This is a genomic window from Saccharopolyspora sp. NPDC000359 (genome assembly GCF_040300525.1).
In the GTDB taxonomy this organism is placed as follows: Bacteria; Actinomycetota; Actinomycetes; order Mycobacteriales; family Pseudonocardiaceae; genus Saccharopolyspora.
This window is the reverse complement of record NZ_JBEPDU010000044.1, coordinates 15,844-33,208: the sequence shown is the minus strand read 5'-3', so window position 1 is coordinate 33,208 and position 17,365 is coordinate 15,844. Positions and strand designations below refer to the sequence as shown.

The 17,365-nt window shown below is 70.7% G+C and carries 11 protein-coding genes; 8 read left to right on the top strand and 3 right to left on the bottom strand.

The window, feature by feature from the left end:
* Nucleotides 1-58: 58 nt before the first annotated feature.
* Nucleotides 59-1,774 (top strand): amidohydrolase family protein, encoded by a 1,716-nt coding sequence (locus ABT324_RS25310; protein ID WP_351182518.1) that lies wholly within the window; start codon nucleotides 59-61, stop codon nucleotides 1,772-1,774.
* Between the two features lie 113 nt (nucleotides 1,775-1,887).
* Nucleotides 1,888-3,045, top strand: coding sequence for a lactonase family protein (locus tag ABT324_RS25305; RefSeq protein WP_351182515.1), 1,158 nt, complete (start codon nucleotides 1,888-1,890; stop codon nucleotides 3,043-3,045).
* On the opposite strand, the gene ABT324_RS25300 is transcribed toward ABT324_RS25305, so the two are convergent.
* Complete coding sequence (locus tag ABT324_RS25300) at nucleotides 3,029-4,393, bottom strand: glycoside hydrolase family 5 protein (RefSeq protein ID WP_351182512.1); 1,365 nt, start codon at nucleotides 4,391-4,393, stop codon at nucleotides 3,029-3,031. The two genes, ABT324_RS25305 and ABT324_RS25300, sit on opposite strands and share 17 nt — an antisense overlap.
* A 215-nt stretch (nucleotides 4,394-4,608) precedes the next feature.
* Between ABT324_RS25300 and ABT324_RS25295 the strand changes: the two genes are divergently transcribed.
* The 5 genes from ABT324_RS25295 (at nucleotide 4,609) to ABT324_RS25275 (ending at nucleotide 11,716) form a co-directional block, all read left to right on the top strand.
* On the top strand, nucleotides 4,609-5,889 hold the full coding sequence (locus ABT324_RS25295) for an extracellular solute-binding protein (protein WP_351182509.1): 1,281 nt from the start codon (nucleotides 4,609-4,611) through the stop codon (nucleotides 5,887-5,889).
* Entirely contained in the window at nucleotides 5,889-6,770 is an 882-nt protein-coding gene (locus ABT324_RS25290) for a carbohydrate ABC transporter permease (RefSeq protein ID WP_351182506.1), read from the top strand. Before ABT324_RS25295 ends, ABT324_RS25290 begins: the two co-directional genes overlap by 1 nt.
* The gene (locus tag ABT324_RS25285; protein ID WP_351182503.1) at nucleotides 6,767-7,618 is read left to right on the top strand and encodes a carbohydrate ABC transporter permease; all 852 of its coding nucleotides are present in this window, start codon (nucleotides 6,767-6,769) and stop codon (nucleotides 7,616-7,618) included. Before ABT324_RS25290 ends, ABT324_RS25285 begins: the two co-directional genes overlap by 4 nt.
* On the top strand, nucleotides 7,615-9,090 hold the full coding sequence (locus ABT324_RS25280; protein WP_351182500.1) for a beta-N-acetylhexosaminidase: 1,476 nt from the start codon (nucleotides 7,615-7,617) through the stop codon (nucleotides 9,088-9,090). The genes ABT324_RS25285 and ABT324_RS25280 overlap by 4 nt, the downstream gene beginning before the upstream one ends.
* Before the next feature lie 82 nt (nucleotides 9,091-9,172).
* Complete coding sequence (locus tag ABT324_RS25275) at nucleotides 9,173-11,716, top strand: type 1 periplasmic-binding domain-containing protein (protein WP_351182497.1); 2,544 nt, start codon at nucleotides 9,173-9,175, stop codon at nucleotides 11,714-11,716.
* 61 nt (nucleotides 11,717-11,777) lie between these two features.
* Here the strand turns inward: ABT324_RS25275 and ABT324_RS25270 are convergent, their stop codons facing one another.
* Together ABT324_RS25270 and uvrA are read right to left on the bottom strand one after the other, a co-directional pair.
* Nucleotides 11,778-13,232, bottom strand: coding sequence for an alanine/glycine:cation symporter family protein (locus ABT324_RS25270; RefSeq protein WP_351182494.1), 1,455 nt, complete (start codon nucleotides 13,230-13,232; stop codon nucleotides 11,778-11,780).
* Nucleotides 13,233-13,424: 192 nt separating this feature from the next.
* A complete protein-coding gene (uvrA, locus tag ABT324_RS25265) occupies nucleotides 13,425-16,286 on the bottom strand; it encodes an excinuclease ABC subunit UvrA (RefSeq protein WP_351182491.1) in 2,862 nt (953 codons plus the stop codon).
* Between the two features lie 325 nt (nucleotides 16,287-16,611).
* Between uvrA and ABT324_RS25260 the strand changes: the two genes are divergently transcribed.
* On the top strand, nucleotides 16,612-17,361 hold the full coding sequence (locus ABT324_RS25260) for a maleylpyruvate isomerase N-terminal domain-containing protein (RefSeq protein ID WP_351182488.1): 750 nt from the start codon (nucleotides 16,612-16,614) through the stop codon (nucleotides 17,359-17,361).
* Nucleotides 17,362-17,365 lie beyond the last annotated feature (4 nt).

The following is a 17,365-nucleotide window of genomic DNA, read 5'->3' as shown; positions in this document are numbered from 1 at the left end:
GCGGCGGAATCGCCCGTAGTGTTCGCCGGGTTCCGACGCCGAGGCGAGGAGTGCCCGAATGGACGTGAGCAGACGGTCGTTGCTGCTGTCGGCTGGTGCCGCCGCGGGTTTGGTGGGGTTGGCACCGGGGTTGGCCAGCGCGGTGGTCCCGGCGGATGCGCCGACCCCACCGCGCGGACCGGACGAGGGCGCGGGGCCGTTCCGTAAGCTGGTGGTCCGCGGCGTCAACCTGGTCGTCGGCGAGGGCGGCGAGGTGCGCGGCCCGGTCGACGTGGTGGTCCGAGGCAACCGCATCGACCAGATCATCCCCGCGGGTGAGCCGTCCCGGGCGCTGCCCGCCGGTCGGCCGCCGCACGACGCCGAGCACGAGATCGACGCGACCGGCATGTGGATGCTGCCGGGCCTGGTGGACGAGCACGCGCACTCCGGGACCGGCAGCACGCCGCGGACCTACGCCTACAAGCTGTGGCTGGGTCACGGGGTCACCACCGTGCGCGGGGTGTCGCTGGCCCGGAACGCCGACGCGGTCGCCGACCAGGAGCGCAGCGAGCGCAACGAGATCGTGGCCCCGCGCATCGTCAACTACCAGACCCCGGGCAGCGGCTGGGAGGACGGCCCGGTGGACTCGCCGGGCAAGGCCCGCCGGTGGGTGGCGTGGGCGGCCCGCAACGGCGTGGACGGCATCAAGTTCTTCGGCGAGGGCCCCTACGGCCGCCCCGAGGTCGAGGCCGCGATCCGGGCCGCCCAGCAGGCCGGGCTGGGCACCACCATGCACCACTCGCCGCCGATCTACCCGCAGCTCAACGCGTTGGAGACCGGCCAGCTCGGGTTGGGCACCGTCACGCACTTCTACGGCCACTTCGAGGCGCTGCTCAAGGAGGGCCGCGAGCACCCGAAACCGCCCGACTACGACTACTCCAACGAGGCCTCGCGCTGGCGCGCGGTCTCGAAGGTCATCGACCACACGTTCCCACCCGGGTCCCCGCAGTGGCGCTCCTACCTGTCGCGGCAGCTGGACAACGGCGTGGCGTTCGGCCCCACCTTCGGTGTCTACCTCGCCGGGCGCGACCTGCTGCGGGCGCGCGGCCTGGAGTGGCACCCGCGGTTCGTGCTGCCGACGCTGTGGAACTTCTGGGAACCCAGCCCGGAGGCGCACGGCTCGTTCTACTACGACTGGAACAGCGAGGACGAGGCGAGCTGGAAGCGCTTCTACGCGCAGTACTTCCAGCTCGTCCACGACTACAAGGCGATGGGTGGGCGGATCGTGGGCGGCACCGATCCGGGCTACATCTACAACCTGTACGGCTTCGCCAACATCAACGAGCTGGAGATGCTGCGCGAGGCGGGGTTGTCAGCGGTCGAGGCGGTGGAGGCGATGAGCTCGGCGACCGCGCGCACCATCGCCGAACCCACCGGCGCGGCACCGGAGTACGGCGCGGTCAGGGAGGGCTTCATCGCCGACCTGGCGATCACCGGGCAGAACCCGCTGCAGGACCTGAAGACCCTCTACGGCACCGGAACCCCGCGGCTGGACCCGGAGACCGGTGACATCACCCGCGTCGGCGGCGTGCAGTGGACGATCCGCAACGGGGTCGTCTACGACGCCAAGCGGCTGCTCGCCGACGTGGCCGACATGGTGCGGGCGCAGAAGTCCGCGGGGGCGTGCGGCGACGTCGACCCGGACTGGAGCATGTCCGGCCCCTGCGGGGGCAGCCCCGGCGTCGGCGTGGCGCCACCGGCCAAGCCCGCGAAGCGCGCCGCCGCGCTGCCGTAGCGGGAAATGTGGGAAGCCCGGCTTTGAGGAAGGTTTAAGGCTTTTTGGTCTAGTCCAATGACCGGGGATGCGGCAGACTGTCCCGCGATCATCGAGTGAGCAGGGAGAACATCGTGCGGGACAACGCAATGCCGCGTCGCCGGTTCCTCACCGCCGCGGGCGCGCTCGGCCTCGCCGGCGCGGCCGGGGTGGTCGCCACCAGCACCGCGTGCGCGACCACCTCGTCCGCAGCGCCCCAGCCCGGCCCGGCGCCGCACCACGCGGCCGGGCTGATGACGCTGATCGGCAGCTACACCTCGGCGAGCCCGGCCGGTCGCGGCCTGGAGGTCGCCACCCGCAACGACTCGGGGGTGCTCGAACCCTCCGGGGTGGTCGACGGGGTGCCTGACGCGTCGTTCTTCGCCTGGTCGCCGGACCACAAGTACCTCTACGTCACCAACGAGGTCGTGCCGAACGGCACCATCACCGCGGTGGACCTCTCCCAGCACCAGCCGGTGGTGCTGGGCAACCAGCCCAGCGGCGGCGCCGGTCCGACGCACATCTCGGTGCACCCGAGCGGCGAGTTCATCTTCACCGCCCACTACACCGACGGCACGGTCGCGGTGCACCGCCGCAACGCCGACGGCAGCATCGGCGAGCGCACCGACCTCGTCCAGCACCCCGGCGCCCAGCCGCACGCCCACCAGGTCCTGGTCGACCCGAGCAAGCAGTGGGTGGTCGCGGTGGACCTGGGCGCCGACGCGGTGTTCGTCTACGCCTTCGACACCGCCACCGGCAAGCTCACCCAACACCAGCACCTGGAGCTGCCCACCGGGACCGGTCCGCGCCACCTGGCGTTCAACTACGAGCGCGCCTACCTGCTGGCCGAGCTGAAGTCCGAGATCACCGTGCTGGACTGGGACCTGGAGGCCGGGCAGTTCACCCCCGGCCAGGTCATCGGCACCCGGGAACCCGACGCGAGCGGCGAGAACTTCCCGGCGGAGATCGCGGTCACCCGCGACGCCAAGTTCGCCTACGCCTCCAACCGCGGGGACAACAACATCGCCACCTTCGCCATCACCGGCGAGGGCCTGAAGTTCCGGGGCACCGCCCCGACCGGCGACTGGCCCCGGCACTTCGCCCTCGACCCGGAGCAGACCTCGCTGTACGTGGCCAACCAGCGCTCCGGCACCATCACCCGGCTTACCCGCGACTCGGGCTCGGGTGCGCTCACTCCCACCGAGGACGTCTACGAGTGCCCGTCGGTCGCGGCCATCACCTTCCACGGCTGATCGGCTGCGGCGGCCCGCCCACCAGGCGGTGCCAGGCGTCGGCGCGCCAGTCGTCGCCGTCGTCGAGGAACATGCGGTTGCCGGCGCTGTCCCAGTGGGCCAGCGCCCAACCGTTCCCGGCGCGGTCCTCGTGCCAGCCGACCAGCGGCCAGTAGGCGAAGTCGGTGTCGTTGGCGACGAGGAAGTCCACGAAGTCCTCGAACCAGGCCCGCGCCCGCGGGTCCTGCTCGTCCCGGCCGCCCACGCCGAACTCGCTGATCCACAGCGGGGCGGTGTAAGGCTTGCCCTCCTCGGTCACGAAGAAGGCCTGCCGCCGCAGGACCTCGTGCAGCTGCTCGCGGGAGAGGTCCTGGTAGCGCGGATCGCTGGTCTCCCCCACCCCGGTCGCGCCGGAGTGGTTCGGGCCGGTGTAGCCGTAGAAGTGCGCCGAGTACACCAGCTTGTCGGGCTCGGCCAGCTCGTGCGACAGGGTGCGGACCGGTTCCAGGGTCGGTCGGCCGTGCGGGAAGCCGTCGATCGGGAGGCCGACCCAGTTGATGCCCTCGATAATGATCAGCAGGTCCGGGTTGGCCTCGGTGAGGATCCGGTTCCCGGCGCGCTGCGAGGCGGCGAACCAGTCGTGCTCGTCGCCCAACCCCCAGTTCGGGTCGTCGAGGACGTCGCGCCGGACCTCGTTGTAGAGGTCGGCGCCGACCACCCGCGGGTTGTCCCGGTAGCGGCGGGCCATGAACAGCCAGTCCTCCTCCCACTGCTGGTCGCTCTGGCTGCTGTTCCAGCGCTCGTTGCCGTCGATCCCGCAGCACCAGCGGGTGGTGTTGGTGTGGTTGTTCAGGATGACGGCGAACCCGCGGTCGGTGAGCGCGGACACCGCGGCGTCGTAGACCTGCAGGCGGGTCTTCCCGCGCAGCTGCGGGTTCGCGGCCACCGCCTGGTCCGGCACGATCGACTCGTCGCGGATCATGTCGTTGGCGAAGGGCAGCCGGATGCTGTTGAGCCCGAGTTCGGCGAAGCTGTCCACGACCTCCGCCATGGGAGCCCGGTCCAGGCCCAGTGGGATGCCGCTGCTGTTCTCCCCGGCGTGGTGGTTGGCGGGGTCGGTGATGTCCCCGCTGCCGTCGTAGGTGCCGCTGGCGCCGTGCCAGTTCCCGGACTCCAGCTTGAAGCGGACCCCGTTGGCGTCGACGATGTGGCGCCCTTCGGTGTGCAGCGGCGCTTCCCACGTCGCGGCCAGGTCCGGCACGGCGGGCGGTGGCGGTTGCACCAGCGCAGCGGTGAGGACGGTGGTGAGCAGCCCGGCGATCATGCGCGCCCCCTCGGACGAATCGCGGATCGGCGGCGGGTTGTTCATCCTCGCAGGGATCGCCGGGCCGGATTCCCTGGGAATTCACCACTTTTGCCGTTGTTCACCACTCAGGGGTCAGGTGACCGGCGATCGCCGACCGCGGACGGCTCGATCCGGACCAGACCAAGATTGGTTCAGACCTTGCCATTCCCGGGCGTGATCCATAGCATCCGATTGCTCAGCGCAAAACGGGAATTGCAGACAGTGCAACGGAGACTGCCATGCGCGCCTGGAAAGCCATCACCATCACCGCCATCGGCGCGTTGCTCGCCGCCTGCGGGCCACCGCAGGTCCAGCAGGACGCGCCCGCCGAGGACGAACGCACCGGGACCCTGCGGGTCTGGCTGTTCGACGAGGCGAGCCGCGGCCCCAAGCAGGCCACTGTGGACGAAGCCGTGGCCCGCTTCGAAGCCGAGCACCAGGGCGTCGAGGTGGACGTGCAGTACATCCCCGTGGACACCCGCTCGGAACGGTTCACCGGCGCGTTCAACGACCCGGCCAGCGCCCCCGACGTCGCCGAGTACGGCAACACCGACCTGGCCGGGTACGTCGCCGCGGGCGGCTTGGCCGACCTGACCGGGCAGCTCGGCCCGGAGGCCGCGGACATCGACGAATCGGTGCTGGAGACCGCGAAGGTCGACGACAAGGTCTACGGGATGCCCTGGTACACCGGCATCCGCGCGCTGTACTACCGCACCGACGTCTTCACCGACCTGGGTCTGCAGCCGCCCCGCACCACCGCCGAGCTGGTCGACACCGCGAAGCGGATCCGCGAAGCCCGGCCCGACCTCTACGGCATCTCCGTCGGCGGCAAGTACCACTACGCGCTGATGCCGTTCATCTGGGCGGCGGGCGGCGACCTGGCCCGCCAGGACGGCGACCAGTGGGTGTCCACCGTGAACGACCCGGCTGCCCGGGAGGGCGTGGCCACCTACGCCTCGCTGATCAGCAGTGGCGCGTGCCCGCGCGAGCAGTGCGCGGACATGACCGGCAGCCAGGCCGTGCAGGCCTTCGCCTCCGGCAAGGCGGCGATGACCATCGGCGGCGACTTCAACCGCGCCGCGGTGGACGCCGGTGAGGCCGCGGGCAAGTACGCCGTGGTCCCGCTGCCCGGCCCGACCGCCGGTTCGGTCGCCCCGGCCTTCGCCGGCGGCAACATGCTCGGCGTGCTCAAGTCCTCCAAGCACGCCACCCTGGCCAAGGAGTTCGTGCAGCTGCTGGCGAGCAAGGAGTACCAGCGCAAGATGTACGAGGCGATGGGCAACCTGCCGACCTTCACCGACGTCCAGCAGGAGCTCGCCGCCAACGACCCGGCCGTGGCGCCGTTCGTGCAGACCCTGCAGGCCGGGACCCGGTTCGTGCCGACCACCGCGGGCTGGTCGAAGATCGACGCGCAGGGCGTGCTGCCCACCATGGTGCAGCAGGTCGTCAACGGCACCCCCGTCGAGCGGGCCACCGACGACGCGGCCGCGCGGATGAACGACGTCTTCGAAGGCCGCTGATGGGCGCACTGCTCTACCTGGCACCAGCCGGGCTGCTGCTCGTCGTGATGATGGGCTACCCGCTCTACCAGCTGGTGCAGATTTCCCTCTACGAGTACGGCCAGGCGCAGGCCTCCGGTGGCGCGCCGCTGGAGTTCCTCGGCGCGGGCAACTACCTGTCGCTGCTCAGCGATCCGCAGTTCTGGACGATCCTGGTGCAGACCTGCCTGTTCGCCGCGGTGTGCGTGGTGGGCAGCCTGGCGGTCGGCATCGCGCTGGCGGTGCTGGCCACCAGCATCGGCCGGGTGCCGCGGCTGCTGCTGTTCCTGGCCGCGATCGGCGCCTGGGCCACCCCGGCGATGGCCGGGTCCACGGTCTGGCTGTTCCTGTTCGACCAGGACTTCGGCCTGGTCAACGAGGTGCTCACCGGGATCGGCGTGGACGGCGCGGCCGGGTTCTCCTGGACCTACGACAAGTTCGTCGCCTTCGGCCTGGTGGCCGCTGAGGTGATCTGGTGCTCGTTCCCGTTCGTGCTGGTCACCACCTACGCCGGGCTCACCGGGATCCCCGGCGAGGTGGTGGAGGCCGCGGCCCTGGACGGGGCGTCGGCCTGGCGGACCGCGCGCAGCGTGCTGCTGCCGATGCTCAAGCCGGTGCTGGTGGTCGCCACCATCCAGTCGATCATCTGGGACTTCAAGATCTTCACCCAGATCTACGTGATGACCAACGGCGGCGGGGTGGCCGGGCAGAACATGGTGCTCAACGTCTACGCCTACCAGGAGGCCTTCGCCGGGTCCAACTACGGGCTCGGCTCGGCCATCGGCGTGGTGATGACCGTGCTGCTGATGCTGATCACGTTGGCCTACCTGCGAGCGCAGCGGAAGGACGGGGCGATCGTATGAGTGCGTCGAAGCGGTTGCCGCGCCGGATCGCCAACGCGGTGGCGGTGCTGATCGCCGCCGTGGTGGCGTTCCCGCTGTACTGGATGGTGCTCTCGGCGTTCAAGCCGGAGCGGGAGCTGCTGTCCACCGATCCGCGACCGTGGACCGCCGCGCCCAGCCTGGACAGCTTCCGCCGGGTGTTCACAGTGGACGGTCTCGGCGGATACTTCCTGAACAGCCTGCTGGTGGCCGGGGTGGTGGTGGTGCTGTCGCTGGTCATGTCGTTCCTGGCGGCGGTCGCGCTGACCCGCTTCCGGTTCCGCGGCCGCACCGTGCTGCTGCTGATCATCCTGGTGGCGCAGATGGTGCCGGTGGAGGCGCTGACCATCCCGCTGTTCTTCCTGATGCGCGAGGTCGGCGGGGTGGCCCCGGCGTTCGGTCTCAACCACCTGGGGTCGCTGGTGCTGGTGCACCTGGCGTTCAGCCTGCCGCTGACCATCTGGATGCTGCGCGGGTTCGTGGCCGCGGTCCCCGACGAGCTGGAGGAGGCGGCCACCCTGGACGGCGCCAGCCGCGCCCGGTTCGTCTGGCAGGTGCTGTTCCCGCTGGTGGCACCGGGCCTGGTGGCCATCAGCGTGCTGTCGTTCATCCACGCCTGGAACGACTTCCTGTTCGCCAAGACGTTCATCATCTCGGCCACCGAGAACCAGACGCTGCCCATGGCGATCCTGGTGTTCTTCAAACCCGAGGGCAACGATTGGGGCGCCATCATGGCGGGTTCCACGCTCATGACGATTCCAGTGCTCATCTTCTTCGTGGTGGTGCAGCGCAAGCTGGTGTCCGGGCTGGCCGGGGCGGTGAAGGGATGACCTGGGACTCGCTGCTGCCGCGCCCGGTGCTGGTCCGGCCCGCGGCCGGGGTGCTGGAGCTGGACCAGAACACCACGGTCGGTGGGGAACCCACCACCGCCGACTGGTTCCGCCACCACGTCGGGGCGGCCACCGGGCTGCGGCTGGCCGACGCCGAGCGGCCGACCATCGAGTTCCGCGTCGACGCGACCGAATCCGTGCCGGGCGGCTACCGCGCGCAGGTCCGCCCGGACGGCGTCGCGGTCGTCGCGCACGACGCGGCCGGTGCGCACCACGCCGCGCAAACTCTGCGGCAGCTGCTGGACCCGTCGGCCTACCGGGCCGCGCTGATCCACTACGGGCGGTTCGTGCTGCCGTGCGGCGAGGTCGAGGACCGGCCGCGGTTCGCCTGGCGCGGCTGCCACCTCGACGTGGCGCGCCACTTCCTGCCCAAGCGGGAGGTGCTGCGGTTCATCGAGCTGCTGGCGATGCACAAGCTCAACGTGCTGCACCTGCACCTGACCGACGACCAGGGCTGGCGGATCGAGGTGCCGCGCTACCCCGAGCTCACCCGGGTCGGCGCCTGGCGGAAGCGGTCCATGGTCGGCCGCGGCCCGGAGCCGGAGTTCGACTCAAGGCCGCACGGCGGCTTCTACACCACCGACGACCTGCGCGAGATCGTCGCCCACGCGGCCCGCCACCACATCACGGTGGTGCCGGAGGTCGACGTGCCCGGCCACAGCCAGGCCGCCATCGCCGCCTACCCGGAGCTGGGCGGCGGGCAGCGCCCCGACGTCTGGGAGTCCTGGGGGGTGAACCCCGACCTGCTCAACACCGACCCGGCGACCACCGACTTCTACCGCGCGGTCCTCGACCACGTGATGGAGGTGTTCCCGTCCCCGGTGATCTGCATCGGCGGCGACGAGGTCCCCGGCATCACCCCGGAGCACGGCACCTTCCTGCGCGAGCTCATCGAGCACGTCCACGCGCGCGGCCGCCGCGCCTCCGGCTGGGACGAGGTGATGGAGACCGTGGACCCGCTGCCCGCGGGGACCATCATCGCGGCGTGGCGCGACGAGCAGGCGGCGCAGCGCGCCGTCGACCGCGGCCACGACGTCGTCCTGTGCCCGGAGAGCCACTTCTACCTCGACCACCGCCAGGCCGACCACCCCGCCGAACCGGTCCCGGTGGGCTTCCTGACCACGTTGGAGAAGGTCTACGGCTACCAGCCGCGACCGGACGTGCTCGGCATCCAGGCGCAGGTGTGGACCGAGCACCTGGACACCCCGCGCCGGGTGGACTACGCGGTCTTCCCGCGCCTGTCGGCCTTCGCCGAGGTGTCCTGGAGCCAGCAGCACGACCTCGCCGACTTCCAGCGCAGGCTGGTCGACCACCACCTCCCCCGGCTGGACGCCTGCGGCGTCGAGTACCGCCCGCTCGGCGGCCCGCACCCCTGGCAGACCCGCCCCGGGGTGCCCGGCCGACCGCGCTGACCAGCAGATCCGGCGAAAGCGGTGCACCACGTCACAGCTCGGCTGTACGGTCGCTGGTGATCATCCGAACCCGGGGGTGTGCATGACGGAAGCGGCCACGGGCCAAGGGATTCCGGTCGCCCGGCTTCCCTCCCGCCTCGGTCGGCGGTGGGTCCGGCGCAGCCGGGTGGAGAAGATCCCGGACCAGCCGGTGGTGCACCTGCTGCGCGAGGACGACCCCGGTCGGCTGGTGGACCAGCTGTCCGACCACCTCGGCTCGGTGGTGCCGCACGTCGTCCTGGACGTCGGCGGCGCCCCGGCCGAGTCCCAGCGGGGCGGGTCGGTACAGATCCGCAGGCTGCTGGACCGCGCGGCGCTGGGGCTGCGCGACGCCGACTCGTGGCCGCGGATCGGCCGCCTGCGCTTCCGCCGCTACGCGTTGCTGAGCTGGCTGCTCAAGAAGAACATGCAGCCGACCAACCTCTCCCGGGCACCGCACTCGGACACCCGCCACCTGCTGCGCGAGTACCTCAGCAGTCGGCGGCCGCAGCGCACCCAGCAGGAGGAGCAGCTGGAGGCCCAGGGCTGGGAGCTGGCCGCACAGAACCTGCCCTGGTACCTGTACCTGCTGTCGCTGGTGTTCTTCCCGGTCTACTACGGCTGGTGGGTGCGCAAGGGGCGCGTCGCCCGGTGGTTCATGCGGCAGCGCTACCTGTCGCCGCGGGAGTCGGCCGACTTCCCGAGCTTCGCCCAGCGCCTGATCACCACCCCGTCGCGCTGGGAGAACGCCGAGCAGGTGCGCAAGCTGCTGGTGCACGCGTTCCTCGCCGACCTCGCGGACTCCTACAACCGGCGGCTGTGGCGCTGGAAGTGGGTGCCCAAGGACTGCTACCCGGTGCTGCTGCTGCGCAACCTGCGCGACGAGAGCGTCGGCAAGATGCTGGTGCGGCTGATCAACGACGTGCGCAACGAGACCGGCGTCCCGGACCCGCTGCTGGTGATCGGCAGCGGCTCCGAACCGCTGTCCGACAACGAGGCGCCCAGCGCACCGGTCACGCTGGAGACCTGGCACGAAACGCTGCAGGAAGCCCGCCGCAAGCGCTCGAACACCGCCTGGTACGTGACGGTGCGGGTGGCCGACGACCCGCCCGTCACCGACGACGAACCCGGTGTGTTCCTGGGCCAGACGAGCCTGCCGCTCAAGCACTCCAAGCTGCTGCGCCGCGTCCCCATCGCGCTCGCCGTGCTGCTGCTGCTCGGCGGCAGCGCCGCCTACTACCAGCAGTGGGAGCAGCACTGCGGGCGCAGCCTGTGGCCGTGGACCAACAGCGACCTGTGGCTGGCCGACGGCGAGTGCGTCGGGATCGCCGACGCCGACTACCGCTTCTCCAGCGGTGTCTCCGACGCGGGTCTGCGCGCCCGGCTCGACCAGGCGCAGGAGGCGATCAACGCGCAGAACGCGGAAGCCGCGGCGAAGACCGGGCTCCCGCACCTCACAATCGTCTACTTCAGCACCCTCACCGGGGTGGACGCCGACTCCACCACGCTGGACGGCGTCGCGGCGGAGCTGGAGGGGCTGGCGAAGGCCCAGGAGTTCTCCCGCCGCAACAACCAGGCCGCGATCCGGATCGTGATCGCCAACGGCGGGGCCCGGATGGGGCACGCCCCCGAGGTGGCCCAGCACATCGTCGACTTCGCCGCCCAGTCGGTGCCGGAGGACCCCACCGACGAGCGCGCGCTGGCCCAGAACCCGCCCGTGGTGTCGGTGGTGGGGCTCGGCGGCAGCTGGGAGGGGACCAAGGAGGCGATCCGGACGCTCGGCGGCAACGGGCTGAGCATGGTGGCCACGGTGCCGTCGGCCGACGAGCTTCCCAGCCTGAGCAGGCTCTACTACCAGGTGGGGCCGACGAACAGCTGGCAGGCCGAGATCATCGCCCAGCACATCCGGAACCTGGGCGTCGACCAGGCCACCGTCTACGCGCCGGAAGCCGACCTCTACAGCCGGAACCTGGCGGCCGACATCGAGGCCCAACCGGGCATCGCGGTGCAGCTGTCCGACACCGTCTCCGCCGAGACTGTGCGCTGCTCCCCCGACTCGCTGGTGTTCTTCGCCGGGCGGGCGGACAAGTTCGGCTCCTTCCGCACCACGGTGCAGGAGACGTGCACCACCCCCGGCAGCATGCCCCGCATCATGGCCGGGGACGACACGACGAAGTACCTGTTCGACAACGACCTGCCGGTCGGCTTCGCCCTCGACTACGTCGACTTCACCGGGCACCGGGTGGCGGGCGAGGCCGATGGCGTGACGGGGCGCGGGATGCTCGCCTACGACGCGGTCGGCCTGGTCCGGCAGGCGGTGAACCGGACCCTCGCGGGCCAGGCCCCGGACGGGACGCAGCTCAACGGCCAGGCCATCTGGTACGGCATCGTCCAGCTCAGCCAGAACCCGGGTGGCGTCGGCGCGATCAGCGGTCCGCTGGACTTCCGGTCCCCGACCGGGCAGCTCCAGCAGGTCCCGCACCGCAAGGCGATCTCGGTGCTGCGGGTGGTCGGGACCGCGCCGGACGACCCGGCCCGCGCAAGCAACACCCAGGTCCTGATGTACTGCGGGGATCCCCGGGAGCAGATCGGCCAGTGCCCGCCCTAGCCCGGAAAACGCCGCTGCGGACGGTCGCCCGTCGTGGGCGTCCCGTCCGCAGCGGTGGGGCTCAGCTCGCCGTGGTCTTCGCCACGTCCGGGGTCTTCGGGTCCCAGCACTCCACGCCGGTCAGCTCCGGCAGGCGGTCCCGGGTGAAGACCGGGTCCAGGCCCTGCTTGCGCTGCTCGTTGTAGTCCTTGAGGAGCTTGAAGGCGACCGCGCTCAGCGGCGCGATCGCCGCCAGGTTCACCAGCGCCATCACGCCCATCGTGGTGTCGGCCAGGTTCCACACCAGATCCGAGGAGCCGATCGCGCCCAGGAAGGTCACCACCAGCGCGATCCACCGGTAGCCGGTCAGCACCGCGCGGTTCTGGGTGAGGAAGCCGACGTTGGACTCGCCGTAGAAGTAGTTGCCCAGCACCGAGGTGAACGCGACCAGCAGGATGATCAGCGTCAGCAGGTGCAGCGACCAGTTGCCCAGGTTGAACTGCAGCGCCTCCTGGGTCATCGTCGGGCCGCGGTTCTCGCCGTAGGTCGGGTTGGAGAGCAGCACGATGAACGCCGTGGTGGAGCACACCAGCAGGGTGTCGACGTAGACGCCGAGGGTCTGCACCAAACCCTGCTTGACCGGGTGGCTCACCGAGGCGGTGGCGCCAGCGTTCGGGGCCGAACCCAGGCCGGCCTCGTTGGAGAACATGCCGCGCCGCACACCCTGCACGATCGCCGCACCCAGACCACCGGCGGTGATCTCCTCGATGCCGAAGGCGTTGCTGAAGATCTGGGCGAGCACGCCGGGCAGCGCGTCGATGTTGAGCACCACGATGACCAGGCCCAGGACCATGTACAGCGCGGCCATGAACGGCACCAGCAGCTGCGCGACGTGCGCGATGCGCCGCACCCCGCCGAAGATGACCGCCGCGGTCAGCGCCACCAGGGCCAGGCCGAGCACCGGCTCCAGCCAGCCGAAGCCGGTCACACCGGTCGCCTCGACCGAGGTCATGACCGCGCCGACGATGGTGTTGCTCTGCACCGCGTTGAACACGAAGCCGAAGGTGACCGTGATGACCACCGCGAAGATCACGCCCATCCAGCGGGCGCGCAGGCCGTGCAGCATGTAGTAGGCCGGACCACCGCGGAAACCGGCCTTGTCCCGCACCTTGTACAGCTGGGCGAGGGTGGACTCGACGAAGCTGGCCGCGCCGACGACCAGGCCCATCATCCACATCCAGAACACCGCACCGGGCCCGCCCAGCGCGATCGCGGTGGCCACACCGGCGATGTTGCCGGTGCCGATCCGGGCGGCGGCGGAGATCGCGAACGCCTGGAACGACGAGATCGCCTTCTTGCCGTCCTCCGCGGTCTCCGCCTTGCCGACCATCGCGCGGACCATCTCCGGGATCATCCGGATCTGCACCGCACCGGAGCGGACCGTGAAGTACAGGCTCAGCACGGCCAGGACCGGGATGAGGAGGTAGAGCCAGAACGTGTCGTTCAGCGCGACGATCGCGTCGTTGAGCGCTTCCACGTGGAACCTTTCCGCAGGATGTGCGCGGAGCGTCGGCGTCCTGCGCGCATCAGGTGGACGCGCCCGCCGACAGCTCACCGCTTCGTTCGGTCGGCACAGTGTGTCCGATCACGGACCCAGGGGCCGGTGCCGTGGCGGAAAGGTTACAAAACGGGGCCCGCACCACCCGGTGCGGGCCCCGTCCTCCGCAGCTCAGCCCTCGGCCAGCACTGGGGCCAGGAACCGGCCGGTGTGGCTGTCGTCGAGGGCCGCCAGGTCCTCCGGGGTGCCCTCGGCGACCAGGGTGCCGCCGCCGGAGCCGCCCTCCGGCCCCATGTCCAGCACCCAGTCCGCGGTCTTGATCACGTCCAGGTTGTGCTCGATCACGATCACCGTGTTGCCCTTGTCCACCAGGCCGTTGATCACACCGAGCAGCTTGCGGATGTCCTCGAAGTGCAGCCCGGTGGTCGGCTCGTCGAGGATGTAGACCGTCTTGCCGGTGGAGCGCTTCTGCAGCTCGCTGGCCAGCTTCACGCGCTGCGCCTCACCGCCGGACAGCGTCGGCGCCGGCTGGCCCAGCCGCACGTAGCCCAACCCGACGTCCACCAGCGTCCTGAGGTGCCGGTGGATGGCGTTGATCGGCTCGAAGAACGCCGCGGCCTCCTCGATCGGCATGTCCAGGACCTCGGAGATCGTCTTGCCCTTGTAGTGCACCTCCAGGGTCTCCCGGTTGTACCGGGCGCCCTTGCACACCTCGCACGGCACGTACACGTCGGGCAGGAAGTTCATCTCGATCTTCAGCGTGCCGTCGCCCGCGCACGCCTCGCACCGACCGCCCTTGATGTTGAAGGAGAACCGGCCCGGCTGGTAGCCGCGCACCTTCGCCTCGGTGGTCGCCGCGAACAGCTTGCGGATGTGGTCGAACACACCGGTGTAGGTGGCCGGGTTCGACCGCGGGGTGCGGCCGATCGGCGACTGGTCGACCTGCACCAGCTTGTCCACGTGCTCCAGGCCCCGGACCCGGGTGTGCCTGCCGGGCACCTGGCGGGCGCCGTTGAGCTTGTTTGCCAGCACCGACGCGAGGATGTCGTTGACCAGCGTGGACTTGCCGGAACCGGACACCCCGGTGACCGCGACCAGGCAGCCCAGCGGGAACGACACGTCGATCTTGCGCAGGTTGTGCTCGCGGGCGCCGACCACGGTCAGCTGCCGCTTGCGGTCGCGGGGGCGGCGCAGCTCCGGCACCGGGATCTGCTTGCGGCGGGACAGGTAGTCACCGGTCAGCGACTTCTTGTTGTCCAGCAGCTTCTTGTAGGTGCCGCTGTGCACCACCGCACCGCCGTGCTCACCGGCACCCGGGCCGATGTCGACGACCCAGTCCGCGCTGCGCACGGTGTCCTCGTCGTGCTCCACGACGATCAGCGTGTTGCCCAGGTCCCGCAGCCGGCTCAGCGTCTCCAGCAGCCGGTGGTTGTCCCGCTGGTGCAGGCCGATGGACGGCTCGTCCAGCACGTAGAGCACGCCGACCAGGCCCGAGCCGATCTGGGTGGCCAGCCGGATGCGCTGCGCCTCCCCGCCGGAGAGCGTCCCGGCCGCGCGGTCCAGGGACAGGTAGTCCAAGCCCACGTCGAGCAGGAAGCCCAGCCGCGCCTGCACCTCCTTGAGCACCGCACCGGCGATCATCTGCTCGCGCGGCCCGAGCACCAGCCCGTTGAGGAACGTCGAGCACTCCCGCACGCTCAGCGCGCTGACCTCGGCGATGGACAGCTCGCCGATCTCCTCGTTGGCCATCGTCACGGCCAGGATCTCGGGCTTGAGGCGGGTGCCGTCGCAGGCCGGGCACGGCACGTCCCGCATGTAGCCCTCGTACTTCTCGCGGGCGTAGTCGGACTCGGTCTGCTCCAGCCGCCGCTCCAGGAACGGGATGACGCCCTCGTAGTTGGCGTAGTAGGAGCGGGTGCGCCCGTAGCGGTTCTTGTACCGGACGTGCACCTGGTCGTTGCTGCCGTGTAGCACGGCCTTCTTGACCTTGGTGGTCAGCTGCCGCCACGGGGTGTCCATCCGGAACCCGATGGACTCCGACAGCGAGGTGAGCAGCCGGGTGAAGTACTCGGCGGTGTGCCCACCGGCCCACGGGGCGATCGCGCCCTCGGCCAGCGAGAGGTCCTCGTCGGGCACCACCAGCTCGGGGTCGACCTCCTTGCGGATGCCGAGCCCGGCGCACTCCGGGCACGCGCCGTAGGGCGAGTTGAACGAGAAGGAGCGCGGTTCGAGCTCGTCGACGCCCAGCGGGTGGCCGTTCGGGCAGGCCAGGTTCTCGGAGAACTTGCGCTCCCGCTGCGGGTCGTCCTCGTCGAGGTCGATGAACTCGACCAGCACCAGCCCGTCGGCCAGCCGCAGCGCGGTCTCCACCGAGTCGGTCAGCCGCTGCTTGGCGCTGGACTTCACGGTGAGCCGGTCGACGACCACCGCGATGTCGTGCTTCTCCTGCTTCTTCAACTTCGGCGGCGCGTCCAGCGGGTGCACCACGCCGTCGACGCGGACGCGCGCGTAGCCCTGCGACTGCAGCTGCTCGAACAGGTCGACGTACTCGCCCTTGCGGCCGCGCACCACCGGCGCCAGCACCTGGAACTTGGCCCGCTCGGGCATCTCCAGCACCTGGTCGACGATCTGCTGCGGGGTCTGCTTGCTGATCGCCTCCCCGCAGGTCGGGCAGTGCGGTTTGCCGGCCCGCGCGTACAGCAGGCGCAGGTAGTCGTAGACCTCGGTGATGGTGCCCACCGTGGACCGCGGGTTGCGGCTGGTGGACTTCTGGTCGATCGACACCGCCGGGGACAGGCCTTCGATGAAGTCCACGTCGGGCTTGTCCATCTGGCCGAGGAACTGCCGGGCGTAGGCGGACAGCGACTCGACGTAGCGGCGCTGCCCCTCGGCGAAGATGGTGTCGAAGGCCAGGCTCGACTTGCCGGAGCCGGACAGCCCGGTGAACACGATCAGGCTGTCCCGGGGCAGATCGAGGTCGATCCCGCGCAGGTTGTGCTCACGGGCGCCGCGGACGACGAGGCGGTCAGCCACAGTGATCCCTTCGGAAGTTCTGGCGTTGAGGCCGACGCGCGCCGCTGCGGGCCGGGCGTGAGGACCCGGTCATCGGCAGGTCGCGACGTCGCGTCGTCCATGCTATTCGGGGCCACCGACAGTCCCGGATCGCCTGCGCCCCGCACCCGGCGCAACCCCCGCGTCACACCCGACCGTGTGACATCCGAAGCGGTGGGGCACCGATACCCCCGACGATACGCAAATTCCCCCGTAATGGGCACTGTCGCCCTTGTGGCCTGCGCAATTAGGCTCGGTGTTTCACGCGTGCACCCGCCCACCCCTCCCGTTCCCCGCGAGGTGGACCATGGTCGACATCGTCCTCGGCACCGGCGCGCCGCTCGCGCTCGAGGTCACCACCCAGCTGGCCGCGGTGAACCGCGCCACCGAGCGCCTGCTGCGCACGGTCGACGACCTGGACGAGGTCTCCGTGCGGCAACCCAGCCTGCTGCCCGGCTGGAGCCGCGCGCACGTCATCTCGCACCTGGCGCGCAACGCCGACGGGTTCGCAAACCTGCTGATCTGGGCGCGCACCGGGATCGAGCACGCGATGTACGCCAGCGGTGACGACCGGGACGAGGCCATCGCCGAGGGTGCCCAGCACAGCCATCGGCTGCTGCTGGAGGACCTGACCGCCTCCTGCGACCGCTTCGCGCACGCCGCGCGGGAGCTGCCGGAGAACGCGTGGGCCGCCGAGATCGCCGACGCGGTCGGGGACCCGATGCCCGCCCACCACATGCTGCGGCTGCGCCTGCTGGAGGTGTGGGTGCACCTGGTCGACCTGGACCACGACGTGGACTTCGCCGACATCCCGGCGCGCGAGGCCGAGCAGCTGCTGGAGGACGTCGCCCAGCAGTTCGGCGGCCGCCCGGACGTCCCGGCGCTGGCGGTGGAGGTCGACTTCGGCGACCACCTGCGCACCTGGGACCTCCGCGGCACGACGGCCCCACCGAGCCGCGTCCGCGGCGAACCGGGCCCGATGCTCGGCTGGCTCCTCGGCCGCACGGACGCCCGGGACCTCCACGGCACCGCACCCGACCTCCCCGACTGGCTCTGACCAG

Coding starts and splice junctions, on each gene's coding strand:
- ABT324_RS25290 (WP_351182506.1), top strand. CDS start 5,889: ATGGGCGCACTGCTCTACCTGGCACCAGCCGGGCTGCTGCTCGTCGTG.
- ABT324_RS25310 (WP_351182518.1), top strand. CDS start 59: ATGGACGTGAGCAGACGGTCGTTGCTGCTGTCGGCTGGTGCCGCCGCG.
- ABT324_RS25260 (WP_351182488.1), top strand. CDS start 16,612: ATGGTCGACATCGTCCTCGGCACCGGCGCGCCGCTCGCGCTCGAGGTC.
- ABT324_RS25295 (WP_351182509.1), top strand. CDS start 4,609: ATGCGCGCCTGGAAAGCCATCACCATCACCGCCATCGGCGCGTTGCTC.
- ABT324_RS25280 (WP_351182500.1), top strand. CDS start 7,615: ATGACCTGGGACTCGCTGCTGCCGCGCCCGGTGCTGGTCCGGCCCGCG.
- ABT324_RS25275 (WP_351182497.1), top strand. CDS start 9,173: ATGACGGAAGCGGCCACGGGCCAAGGGATTCCGGTCGCCCGGCTTCCC.
- ABT324_RS25300 (WP_351182512.1), bottom strand. CDS start 4,393: ATGAACAACCCGCCGCCGATCCGCGATTCGTCCGAGGGGGCGCGCATG.
- ABT324_RS25285 (WP_351182503.1), top strand. CDS start 6,767: ATGAGTGCGTCGAAGCGGTTGCCGCGCCGGATCGCCAACGCGGTGGCG.